Here is a 12,977-nt window from a genome sequence, read left to right as displayed (position 1 = left end):
ATGATTTACAAAGAAGAGGCCTTTCTACAAGACTGGGATTTGACACAAATCATAAATGGTAAAGAAGTTATGTTTCCAAGTCCCAAAATCCGACATCAGAAAATTTCAAAAAAACTTCATAAGATAATTGAAAATTTTGTTGAAAGAGGAGATCACGGTGAGATATATTATGCTCCTTTGGATGTAATATTTGAAGAAAATATAAATCGTGTTCAGCCGGATTTAATTTTTATCAGCAAAGAAAACCTGGAAATTGCCGGGGACGATTGGATCAGAGGAGTGCCGGAATTATTAGTTGAAATAGTTTCCAAAAGCTCTTATCATCTGGACACAATAGAAAAGAAAGAACTATATGAAAGATTTGGTGTAAAGGAATACTGGATCGTTTTTCCAGAATACGAAACCATTGAGATTTATTTTCTTAAAAACGGACAGTTTGAATTATTTTCCAATGCAAGCGGCAGTCAGGTAATCGAATCACGACTTTTAGCTGGACTGCATTTCCAGGCTGATTTTATATTTAGCTAGAAACTAATCTCAATTTTCAGCCATTTTGCCCACCATTTTCATCTTACAGCAGAAATTCTTTAAATTCGTCCGGATTTATACATTACTGACTTGTTTTTATGGCTTTGATTGCCCCTTCCATACTTGCTGCTGACTTTGCTAATTTGCAACGTGATATCGAAATGCTGAATAAAAGTGAGGCGGATTACATACACGTGGATATCATGGATGGCATGTTTGTTCCAAATATTTCTTTTGGATTTCCCGTGTGTGAGGCAATAAACCGCCATGCAACCAAGCCACTTGACGTCCATTTAATGATTGAACAACCAGATCGCTATCTGGAAAATTTCAAAAAAGCAGGGGCATCCATTATCACTGTTCATTACGAAGCTTGTCCGCATTTACATCGTACCGTTCAACTGATCAGGGAGTTAGGTGTATTACCGAGTGTTGCTTTAAATCCGCATACACCGGTTGAAATGTTGTCCGAAATATTGCCGGATCTTTCCCAGGTATTGATCATGTCGGTTAATCCGGGATTTGGCGGGCAAAAATTTATTGAAAACACTTACAGGAAAATTTACAAGCTGAATTGCATGCGTGAGGAGCTTGGACTGGATTTCAAAATAGAAGTTGATGGAGGCGTAAACAATGATAACTCACGTTTTCTCGTTGAAAACGGAGCTGATGTTCTGGTGGCCGGAAGTTTTGTTTTTAATTCTGAAAATCCACTGGAAACAATCGCAGAATTACGAAAAAACTAATGTCTAACCCATAAACACCCCGCTCTGAATGATTTATTATTTCACAAAACCCAATTTTACTGAGAAGTTCAATAGTAACCTGGACTTATGATAATCCGGGCTTTTTTGGCTGTGAGTTTGCTCTTCAATATCAAAACAGCAGCCAGCGCAGAAAATAAACCGGTAAGTCCGCCACAAATTTATCAGTATCCATTAAAGCTGAGTGCGGATGGAAAACATCTGACCGATCAAACCGATACACCATTTTTGGTGGTTGCTGATGTTGCCTGGCAACTGTTGAGAAAATTGGATTATCCGGAAGCTGTACAATATCTTGATATCAGAAAAGGGCAGTCGTTCAATACGGTTTTGGTTCACGTTTTACCATCGCTTCCTACGCAAAAAAGTTTCCAGAAAATAACACCATTTCAGGGTGAAAATGATCTGAAAAGTCCAAATAAGGCCTATTTTGATTATCTGGAAAAAGTTGTTTTAGCGGCGAAAGAAAGGAATATGGCCGTTGGGCTGGTTGTTTCCCGTCAAAGCTGGAATGTTGTTTTTGAAACACAGGGAGAAGAATCTTCGCGTAGTTTTGGTGAATATCTCGGAAACCGGTTTGCTAAGATCCCTAATATATTCTGGATCGTTAGTGAAGAGGAAAATCAGAAAGGTTTTCTTTCCAAAACACTGACTGAGGTTTTGAAAAAAACTTCGGCAAACAAGCTTCTCGTTGCTTCGCTTTCGACCTGTTCTCCACCGGATTCATTGGTTCAAAACCATACGGATTTAAAAGTCTTTGTACCGGATTCCACTGTGACAGATTCTGAATATGCAGCTTTGGCAACCTGGCAGAAAAACATCGGAAAATCCATGAAAAGTCCGTTTCTGATAGCCAATTCGGAATTCCCGATTAAGGATCAGTCTGCTTTAATCAGAAAACAGGCTTACGAATCCTTGCTGAATTCTGCTGCCGGTTTTTGCCATATGAGTACGATCAAAAATTTTAATCCAACCTGGAAAACGAATATAACGAAGGATGGCGGCGAGTATATGAAGTATCTTGTCAAAATATTAAAAGGACTTCCCTGGGATTACCTGGAACCCGCCGCATCTATGAAAATGGTCACAGACACAACGCAGAGCTCTGAAATTTCAGTTTCAGCATTGACCAACAAGCGCATGGTGATGATGTATATTCCTACTTTCCGTTCTTTTGGAATAGATCTGTCGCAACTTACAGGTGACGAATTCAGTGCGGTATGGTATAGTCCGCGTACAGGAAGACGCTGGGCTGGCGGCGCACTGAAACGTACGGAACTTGCAACCATAGCACCACCGGACCCACAACCGGAATGGGACTGGATTTTATTGGTCGGTTCCAAAAATTAATATGGATCCGTTTTAATGCAAAACTGGTTACAGTATTAAAGTTTTGCAAGGCGCTTTTATTATTAATATATTGATTGTTAAAACTGAAACTAAAAACCTACTGCTAAGAAAATAATTGTGCAAATCAGTCCGGTACAATTATTTTCTTGGCAGAATAGAATGACACAACAAGCAAGTGCACCCCGAATGAGCCTTTTGAGAAGAAAATTAAGTTTTTACATTACCCTTATCCTTTTGTTAAGCGGAAAAACGTTCGCTCAGCGGGTACTTTGGGCAGATAAAATTCTTGGGTATTCTTCCGAATATAGAAATAAAGATTCCGGCCAGGGTTTTCGCTCCAAACAAATTCTGGACGAGCCTAACAAACTTCCCGATTTTGGATATAGTCCGTGTGCCTGGCAATCTGCAATGCCCGACGGGCGGAATGAAGAATGGATTAAAGTTGGCTACAAAGAATCCATTTCGCTGAAACAAATTGCCATTGCCGAAAATTTTAATCCCGGTGCTGTTATCCGGGTGTATGCCTACAACGATGCCGGCAAAGAATTTCTCCTTTATGATGAAAAAGCAGCCCCAATTGCTGTCAGAGGAAGGATGCTTCGCATATTTCCAAAACAGGAAAATCTTGTTGCCAATGCTGTAAAGGTGATTCTGGACCCGTCAAAAGTTGCTGGCTTTAATCAGATTGATGCCATCGGAATTTCTTCGGGTACTGAACCCATTGAAGCACTTATTAACGTAGCACCCTCAGCTTTAAAGGATGAGAAGAAAGAAAATCTTGGAAAGGCTGTAAACAGCAAAGGACAAGAAATTAACCCGATCATTTCAGCGGATGGAAGAACGTTATACTTTACCCGGGCAGATTATGAAAAAAATATTGGTTCTCCATCGAAACAGGATGCCTGGGTATCAACTTTGGATAAAAGTAACAATTGGACCGAAGCGGTTAATCTGGGACCACCTGTAAATAACAGCGGTGACAATGCCATTATTGGTGTTTCGGCGGATGGAAAAACCATTTATCTGATCAATGTTTATTTGCCTGGCGGAGGTTTGGTTTATGGATTATCTAAATCATTTTACACTAAAAACGGTTGGAGTTTTCCAAAAGAAATTAAAATTCAAAACCTTTATAACGAAAACGAAGCATCAGAATTTGCCATTTCACCACATGGAAATGTGCTGATCATGTCGGTACAGCGAAAAGATACTGAAGGCAAAAAAGATCTTTATGTTTCATTTATCAAGGAAGATGAAAGCTGGTCGGAGCCTAAACATATGGGCTTGGTATTAAATAGTGCCAGCGACGAAAATTCCCCTTTTTTAGGACTGGACAACAAAACATTATATTTTACTTCCTCAGGCAGAAGTGGTTATGGCGGCGGGGATGTATTTCTTTCACACCGTCTGGATGATACCTGGCTGAACTGGTCAAAACCGGAAAACCTTGGCCCGAATATTAATACTGCCAAACACGATTCCTATTTTAATATTCCAGCCGCCGGAGATTATGGCTATTTCAGCTCTGCGGACAATACTTTGGGCAGGGAAGATATTTTCAGGATCAGACTTACACCATCCATTAAACCAGACCCGGTTGCGACCGTAACAGGCTCTGTTTTTGAATTTGAAACAACCACACCGGTTAAAGCGGAAATTACAGCAAAAATTCTCAAAACAGGAGAAACATTCAGCAAAACCACTTTTGATGGTGAAACAGGTGAATTTAAACTGATACTGCCTTTGAAAGAAGCTTATGTGATTACGGCAAGTCAGAAAGATTATTTTTCAACGACAGAAGATATTGATCTGGTTGATGAAACGGGATTCAGAACCATTCACAAAAATCTTTATTTGCAGGCCGTTAAGCCAGGCCAGCAAATCAGGCTCGCCAATAATATGTTCACCCAGAGCAGTGCCAATATTACCGTAACTTCATACCAGGAGCTTGACCGGATCATAGGCATCATGAATGAATATCCGGAAATGGAAATATTACTTGAAGGACATACGGATAACCAGGGCGACGTAAAGAAAAATGTAAAACTTTCGGAAGACCGGGTTTTAGAAGTGAAGAAATATCTGGTAACCAAAGGAATAGGAAGTTCAAGAATTCAGACAAAAGCCTGGGGACCTGCAAAACCGATTGCCAGTAACCTCACAGAAGCAACCCGCCAGAAAAACCGCCGCGTGGAGTTTACCATTCTAAAAATGTAAAAGTGCCTAATCATAGGAAATTTCCTTAATTTCGCGGCTTTAACTTCCGACAATCAAACATGGTGCACACATACAAGAAGGAAAGTTTGCAAACCTGGATCACACTTGCCGTTATACTCATCATCGGTATAACACTCAGACTATATCATCTGGATTCGTACAGCATCTTTTTTGATGAAAAAAGCACGATGGTTGTTAGTCAGGGCATCGTACTGGAAGGTGCGAATCAAAAGGAAGTTTTCGCTACTAGAAAATTGTCCCCCTCGCAAATATGGGAAGCTCCGACAACCCAATATCGTCATCCTGCCGTTTTACGATCATTTACCTATAACGAAACATTTTCTCCACGGACTTTTACATCCTCCGAATTTTGGGCGCCTAAAACAACAGCTGACTATTTCGAGGCGATGACGCGTAGCGACATTGGTAATGGATCATTTTATTATCTGCTTTTACATTTTTGGTTGGAACTAACTGGAATTTCTGATTTTTCAGCGAGGTTATTTTCAGTTTTTTTTAGTGTCTTTATTATTGGTCTGACCTATTTTTTTGGAAAGCGTTTCTTTTCAATGAACACCGGACTTATTGCAGCAGGAATTGTAGCAATAGAACCGTTTTTTATTGCATATAGCCATCAGGCAAGAAATTATTCCCTGACTTTTTTCCTGACACTTCTTGCAACTTATCTGTTTTTACAGCTTATCGAAATACGTCCCGGACAAAGAAATACAGTTTGGCTGTACATTGGCTACATTCTGGCTGCTGGTCTGGGCTTGTTAAGTAACTTTCTGGTCATTGCTGTGCTTTTGGTTCATGCTCTTTATGCACTTCTCTTTTTAAGATCCGTGAGTGGCTGGATAAAAATGGCTGTTTCTGCCGTTGCTGCTTTATCCGGAGTAACATGGTGGCTGCTTTATGGAGGTGGAAAGTACACTTTTTACTCGCTCAATCACCAGGCCGATGAATACAGACGATATGCAGAAACCAATCCTGGAAATAATCCATTTGGTGTTTATCCTGCTACCTTTCCAAATATTCTTAACAAATCGCTATCCATTTTTTCTGATCTGATAATTTTCACAAATGGAATGGCAGATTCACTGGTAGGAAAGCGTAATACGTTGATTTCTGTACTAGTTGGGCTTTTATTAATTGCCTGGTATCGTTACAAGGGCAAATTTAAAATTCATGAATTTATCGCACCAAGAATTCCTTACGTTATCGTTCTACTGAGTGCCCTTGTTTATACAAGCAACAAATTCCAGTTTTGTGTACTTTCTGTTGTGATTTTTGCTTCCTCATTTTTATACGATATATACAAAGAGTCAGATAATTTGCAGCGTAGAAGACTGATACTGCTATTTATGATGGCACTTATCCCTACATTGTTTTTGATCGTAATGGCAATTAATGGCGGCCACACGAGTGGTTTGCAACAAAGATATTCCGGGTTTTCGTTTCCTTATGTTATCATATTGATCAGCCTGTTGTTGCAATACTTTTCAACTTTGTCCTCAGAATATCGAATATTAATTTTCTTCTTCCTTGCCGTTCAATTCTATTTTGTAGGACAGAGATTGCAGGAATTTTATCAGGACCGTTCTGTAAAATATGGACAGTTTGCTGAACCTCGCGCTCCAAACCCATATTACGCTGCTGCACAAAAAATCAAAAAAGAGTATCAAACTGGCGACACTATTTTTTATCCTGCTTTTAAACTGGAAATTTTGTCAGAAATGGATCGCTCCTTTTTGACCTACTCGATAAGGGATGCCCAGCTAACTAATTTGTATCTTCCAAAAGGTTTAAATTATATTCAGGCGATGGATACAACGCAGGTTGATAAAATATTAATTAAAAGAAAAATTCAAAAAGATACGCTGGAAATCATCAACTTAAAGGGCGTTCGTTATTAATATGAATGACAGGAGTGAGTTCTTCGGGCAAGACCGTCAAATAAGATTTTGTATATTGCGGACATAATAATACAATTTTGCTCGTTACTTTGTATTTGATTTCATCGCAAACATCGACATCCAAACTGCCATGACAGTAAATGAAATAATAAATGAACCAAGGCAGATCAGCGGTGAATTACGGCTGAAAATCCTGGGACTTTACCATCAGGCAAATGCAGGGCACATCGGCTGCTCATTAAGCTGCATCGACCTGATGATTGCCATCCTGTTTTTAAATAAATCCGAAGAAGATACTTTTATATTATCAAAAGGGCACGCAGCGGCAGCGCTTTATGCTTGTTTAAATGTGCTTGGAGAAATTTCTGACGAAGAACTTTCTACTTTTTATCAGGACGGCACTACCCTGCCCGCACACCCTGCCCCGCGTCAGTATAAAGGGATTCCTTTTGCCACTGGTTCTCTTGGCCACGGCTTGCCAATTGCTACCGGAATTGCGCACGCTGCGAAAGTGAGTGATGAAGACAGTTACGCTTTTGCTTTGCTTTCTGATGGAGAAACAAATGAAGGAACAACCTGGGAAGCGGCGCATTATGCGATTGCAAATCAGCTTGATAATCTTTTTATGTTTGTTGATAAAAACGGAATCCAGGGATTTGATTTTACTAACAAAGTTTTAGGTGAAACTGCTTCACCGCAAAAGTGGCGCGCCATCGGATTTGAAACTGTTGAAGTTGACGGTCATGATATTTTTGCTATTCACCAGGTTATACAAGAATTGAAAACCCATAAAAACGGACTTCCAAAAGCCATTATTGCCAAAACGGTAAAAGGAAAAGGTGTGTCTTATATGGAAAATAAAATAGACTGGCATTATCTGCCGATGAGTGAAGAACAATTTCGACAGGCCAGTCTGGAAGTAACGGAACGCTATATTAATGAACTTATCAATGCTTGATTCTTTACCGCATTACCGCGATAAAATAGAACAACTTAAAGGACCGATTTTCGTATTTGGAGCCAGTGGTTTTATCGGTGCAAATCTTTTTAATGATATTTTCAAGATCAGAAAGGATTGTTATGCGCTGACCCACGATGCTACAAAAGCCTGGCGGTTAAAATTATTAAATGTTCCGTTTGAAAATATTATTCACTGCGATATCCTTTCGGACAATTCTGTTCGTGAAGTTTTTGAAAAATATAAACCGCAAACGCTTTTCAATCTTGCCGCTTATGGTGCTTACAGTAAACAAAGCAGCGTAAATCTTACCTACGAAACGAATGTTATAGGTACGGCGAATATTCTGCAAAATTGTTCGAAGGAAACCGTATATATCCATGCCGGCAGTAGTTCCGAATACGGATTTAATTGTACTGCTCCCAAGGAAACAGACCGCGTCGAACCTAACAGCCATTACGCAGTTTCAAAAGTTTCGGCTGCGTATTTGCTTGAATATTATGCGAAAGTTCTGGATCTGAAAACCCTGAATCTACGCCTTTATTCAATTTACGGTTATTGGGAAGAGCCCGACAGACTTATTCCAAAACTTGTGGAAAGTGTTAGAAAGGGTGAACTTCCCTCTTTGGTTTCCCCGGATATCAGCCGCGATTTTGTTTTTATTGAAGATTGCATCGAAGCATTTCTGGATGCTGCGCTTAAAATTACAAGTGCAACTGCGGGAAGATCTTATAATATTGCCACCGGAAGAAAAACAACAATCGGTGATCTGGTTGAAACTTCCCGTAAAACTTTTGGTATCGCACAAGAACCGAAATGGGGAAGTATGTCAAACCGGAAATGGGACCTGGCAGAATGGTATGGCGATCCGGATGCTTTTGAGACAGATTTTGGATGGAAAGCCAACACCTCTCTGGAAGACGGACTTGCTAAAACCAAAAACTGGCAGGATGCTCTGAAATATGAAGAAACTATTCTTCCGGCTTTCCTTAACCCGAAACTAAATCCGGTTATCACCGCGATCATCGCATGTTACAAGGATGCGCAGGCGATTCCATACATGTATGAAAGAATTGTAAAGACGTGTAATGATTTAAAAGTCAGATATGAGATTATTTTTGTTAATGACAATTCCCCAGATAACCAGGAGGAAGTTATTAACAAAATATGTGATAAAGACCCGAATGTAGTTGGTATAAGCCATTCAAGGAATTTCGGTTCTCAATCTGCTTTTCTAAGTGGAATGGAAATCGCGACGGGTGATTGTGTGGTTTTGATGGACGGAGATTTACAGGATCCGCCGGAAATAATTCCTGCATTTTATGAGAAATGGATGGAAGGATATGATGTGGTTTACGGTGTACGTGTGCAGCGTGAAATGAAACCACATATTCACTTTTTCTACAAAACATTTTACAAGATATTCCAAAGCCTTAGCTATATCCCGATTCCGCGCGACGCAGGGGATTTTTCTATGATTGATAGAAAAGTTGTTAAGGAACTGGTAGATCTGCCGGAAACGGAGCAATTCCTGCGCGGATTACGCGCCTGGGTTGGATTCAAACAAACGGGAGTTCCTTATGTAAGACCGGAAAGGATGTTTGGCGTTTCAACCAATAACTGGACAAAAAATATCTGGTGGGCTAAAAAAGCCATTTTCTCGTTCAGTTTTGCACCTTTGGAATTGATGAGTTACGCAGGTTTCACGCTGACCGGACTTTCTATTCTGGGAATTATCTGGCAGATTCTGGCAAAACTATTTTTCTTCCCGGATACGCCACAAGGCATTAGTACGGTTATTGTACTGATCGTATTCTTCGGTGGATTAACCATTTTGGGTATTTCGTTTTTGGGAGAATATATCACCAAGATTTTTGAAGAGACAAAAAAACGGCCAAAATACATTCGTACACGTATCAGACGAGGTTCTAAATCTTATAAAACGGCGGACGAAATCAGGACTTTGGTTAAACAGTTAAGAAAATAATTTATCAGCTGTTGATTTTCTAAAATAACAGCTGATAGTAAGGTTGAATTTTAATAAACACATACTAAAAATGAAAGTTATTATTGGAGCTTTGATATGCTTTTCAGCATTTCAAGTCGTTGGTCAATCAACGCAAAATTGTGATCAGATTAAAACTGAATTACAAAAAACGAAAGAGGAAAATGATTATTTGAAAAACGCTTTAAAAATCGGTAAGCCGATTAAAGAGGTAAATTCAGATAATATTGATTTTAAGTTGTTAAAATTTGAAGGAAACAGTAAAAATCAAACAATTACTGCAACTTTAATCTTAAAAACATCAGCAGCGAATTGGTATATTATGTCGCATGTAAACTCAATCATTGACATTGATGGCAATGAGTACAAACTCAAAAGTTATACAATCGGAGCCAGCACATTTTCAAAGATTGATTTCAACACAGATGTTCCAATTAAGTGCACTTATACTTTTGAGGGAGTTTTACCAGCCGTAAAAATGATTAAGCTTTTTAAATTTGATTATACACATCGGTTGGGGGAAAAATATTTTGTAGAATTTCGGGATCTGTCTGTTGATTGGAAATAGTGCCAATACAATCGAACAAAGGATATTAAGTAAATCTTTGAGTGAACAGTTAAGAAAATGAGAAAAGAATTTGCAGCCACTATGGAGCAACTGGCGACAGAAGACGATTCTATCGTTTTCATCACCGGCGATCTGGGCTATGCAGCACTGGAAGGTTTACAGGGCAAGCTGGGAAAGAGATTTATTAATGCAGGTGTTGCCGAGCAAAATATGGTCGGTGTTGCAGCTGGTTTTGCACATAAAGGATACAAAGTTTTTTGTTACAGCATAGCTCCTTTCATCGTTTACCGTTGTCTGGAACAATTCCGAAATGATGTTTGCTTTCATAATCTGCCGGTTTTTCTGGTTGGAAATGGCGGTGGATATGGTTACGGAATTATGGGCAGCAGCCACCATACGCTGGAAGACATTGCCTGTCTGAGTGGTTTGCAAAACGCAAATATCTGGGTACCGGCCTTTGCTGATGAAGTTGATCCTGTGATCAGGCAAATGGTTTCTGAATCCCGCCCTGCTTATCTGCGTTTGGGTTTTGGTAAAAATGCACCTGAAAATTCTTATTCTTCCGGTTCGTTTAAAGTGATCCACAAAGGAGATTCACCGGAAATTACCATTTTTGCGCTCGGCCCGATCGCTAATAATGTAATATCGGCATTGGCACAATCCAATGAACTGGCGGCAAAAGTGAATGTAATCAGTGCGTTGCACTTTCCATTGGAACTAACTAATGAAATTGTAGAACTGATTGAAAAAGCACCTGCAATTCTGGTAGCCGAAGAACATGTCAGCACCGGTGGTCTGGCGCAGCAGCTTTCTGTTCAACTTTTGGAAAGAGGCGTTAAAATGAGCTCTTTTAAAAGTTTAAAGGCCGAAGGATATCCAAACAGGCTTTACGGCAGTCAGGCTTATCATCAAAAACTTTCTGAACTGGACCCGGCTTCATTGACGGCGCATATCCATCAATTAATAATTCCTGCATGAACAAGGGGGCTTTAACGCTATTGGTAAGCCTGATCATTTTTATCCCAATCGGAATTTATTTCTGGGTGTGGGATTATTATGCCATCAACATTCCAAAATGGGATGACCACGCGTTGAAAGCATTTATTGTCGAATATGTACATGCCGGAACCTGGCAGGGAAAATTAAAAGCAATTTTCAAACAGCATAATGAACACCGCATCGCGCTTGACCGGTTTTTCTCCATGCTCGATTTTTCAGTTTTCGGCAAGTTAAATTACCGGCATTTGATGCTGATCGGGAATCTGTTATTGCTTGGCATAATTCCGTTGTGGTACGTCCTTTTAAAAAATAATAAAAAACCATTATTCGCGCTCGTACCCATTTCTTTCATCTGGCTCACCCTTGCCTTTTGGGAAAATATGTATTGGGGAATGGCTGCCATTCAGAACTTTGGCGTAATCACCTTGTTACTTTGGACACTTTATTTGTGTGTTCATCCCAAGCCGTTATTATTCATTCTATCCCTGGTTTTAGCACTTCTGACGATTTCAACCAGTGGAAATGGTTTACTGGTTTTTCCGGTTGGAGCTGTAATGTTATTTCTTTCCGGTGACCGCAAAAGGTTGACAGCCTGGTGTTTTTTAAGTCTGGCAGGTATTCTCGGTTATTTCTGGACCTATACAAAACCAGAGACCAATCCCGATTCCAAGGCTTCGATTTTTCAGCTCGCAAAAGGATATATGGCTTTTCTGGGCTCATTTGCGGAATCAATTCCCGTAAAGGATCATTTTGGTGCCTGTGTTTTTATGGGAATATTTTTATTTCTAGTTGCCGTTTCCATTGCGTCAGCCACGCTTTTCAGACTTTCAACAAAAAAATACGCTGTTAAATTTGAAAAAATTACGGACCTATTTTGCTTCGGAACAATCCTTTTCATTTTAGGAACTGCCGTCATTGTAGTATACAGTCGCGCAGGTTTTGGTTTGGAGGGATTGATCACCAGTCGTTACAAAATATATTCAGTATTGCTTCTGATGGTTGCCTACCTGTATGTTGTGATCCCGATCCGAGGAAGTTTTTTATCACCGTATATTACGGCAATTGTTTCTCTGGCCATCACATTTAACGTTTTTAGTTATCATTATCATTTGGTTGATGCCTCCAATTTGAGGAAGGATATGACCACGATGCAGTTTAACTGGACCTACACAGACAAATCTTTAACAGCTCCGTCGGATACTTCTTTCGCCGCGCGGATTGTACAGAAAACACCTGTTTTTTATGAAAAATGGTTACCATTAATTGCGATTGCCGACAGACAGTCTTATGCCGGGAATTCTCGCGCACTAACTGAATTGTATGCCGGAACTTCTTTTGAGAAGTCTTCTAAATCGCTTTTAGTAAAAAATACGGGATTAATAAGCCAACGTCTTCAGGACAGCGGGATTTATATTCTGCTGAGTTCGGATAAACGCTTTTATGTTTTCCCGACACACCGCAGCCGAAACAACAATAGAAAGGAATTATTCTTAAAACAATATTATTTTGCGCCCGGCTTTTACGCGGATATTCCTTTTGCTGCCCTTGAAAAGGGAAATTACAAAGTGGCAATTATCCGTCAGCAAGGTGATGAAACCGGAATTTTGTTCAAAAACGACAAAATTACTGTGGACAACGTAACACAAAATAAAGTAAAAGTAAACTGGTAAAC

10 protein-coding genes are annotated in these 12,977 nt (G+C 39.7%); all 10 read left to right on the top strand.

Going from position 1 to position 12,977, the window contains the following annotated elements; translation table 11 throughout:
- The 10 genes from LXL81_RS01680 to LXL81_RS01635 all read left to right on the top strand — a co-directional run bounded on the left by LXL81_RS01680 (position 1) and on the right by LXL81_RS01635 (position 12,975).
- On the top strand, positions 1-528 hold the full coding sequence (locus LXL81_RS01680) for a Uma2 family endonuclease (protein ID WP_234644968.1): 528 nt from the start codon (positions 1-3) through the stop codon (positions 526-528).
- Positions 529-626: 98 nt separating this feature from the next.
- The gene (gene rpe, locus LXL81_RS01675; RefSeq protein ID WP_234644967.1) at positions 627-1,274 is read left to right on the top strand and encodes a ribulose-phosphate 3-epimerase; all 648 of its coding nucleotides are present in this window, start codon (positions 627-629) and stop codon (positions 1,272-1,274) included.
- An 87-nt stretch (positions 1,275-1,361) separates the two neighbouring features.
- Complete coding sequence (locus LXL81_RS01670; protein ID WP_234644966.1) at positions 1,362-2,642, top strand: DUF4038 domain-containing protein; 1,281 nt, start codon at positions 1,362-1,364, stop codon at positions 2,640-2,642.
- A 159-nt stretch (positions 2,643-2,801) separates the two neighbouring features.
- On the top strand, positions 2,802-4,859 hold the full coding sequence (locus LXL81_RS01665; RefSeq protein WP_234644965.1) for an OmpA family protein: 2,058 nt from the start codon (positions 2,802-2,804) through the stop codon (positions 4,857-4,859).
- 59 nt (positions 4,860-4,918) lie between these two features.
- Complete coding sequence (locus LXL81_RS01660; protein ID WP_234644964.1) at positions 4,919-6,775, top strand: glycosyltransferase family 39 protein; 1,857 nt, start codon at positions 4,919-4,921, stop codon at positions 6,773-6,775.
- Positions 6,776-6,905: 130 nt separating this feature from the next.
- Complete coding sequence (locus LXL81_RS01655) at positions 6,906-7,733, top strand: transketolase (protein ID WP_234644963.1); 828 nt, start codon at positions 6,906-6,908, stop codon at positions 7,731-7,733.
- On the top strand, positions 7,726-9,720 hold the full coding sequence (locus LXL81_RS01650) for an NAD-dependent epimerase/dehydratase family protein (protein ID WP_234644962.1): 1,995 nt from the start codon (positions 7,726-7,728) through the stop codon (positions 9,718-9,720). The genes LXL81_RS01655 and LXL81_RS01650 overlap by 8 nt, the downstream gene beginning before the upstream one ends.
- Positions 9,721-9,790: 70 nt before the next feature.
- Positions 9,791-10,306, top strand: coding sequence for a hypothetical protein (locus LXL81_RS01645; RefSeq protein WP_234644961.1), 516 nt, complete (start codon positions 9,791-9,793; stop codon positions 10,304-10,306).
- Positions 10,307-10,363: 57 nt separating this feature from the next.
- On the top strand, positions 10,364-11,284 hold the full coding sequence (locus LXL81_RS01640) for a transketolase family protein (protein ID WP_234644960.1): 921 nt from the start codon (positions 10,364-10,366) through the stop codon (positions 11,282-11,284).
- A complete protein-coding gene (locus LXL81_RS01635) occupies positions 11,281-12,975 on the top strand; it encodes a hypothetical protein (RefSeq protein WP_234644959.1) in 1,695 nt (564 codons plus the stop codon). Before LXL81_RS01640 ends, LXL81_RS01635 begins: the two co-directional genes overlap by 4 nt.
- The last annotated feature ends 2 nt before the right edge of the window (positions 12,976-12,977 follow it).

Source organism: Dyadobacter sp. CY356 (assembly GCF_021440195.1).
Classification (GTDB): Bacteria; Bacteroidota; Bacteroidia; order Cytophagales; family Spirosomataceae; genus Dyadobacter.
This window is presented reverse-complemented; position numbering and strand designations above follow the sequence as displayed.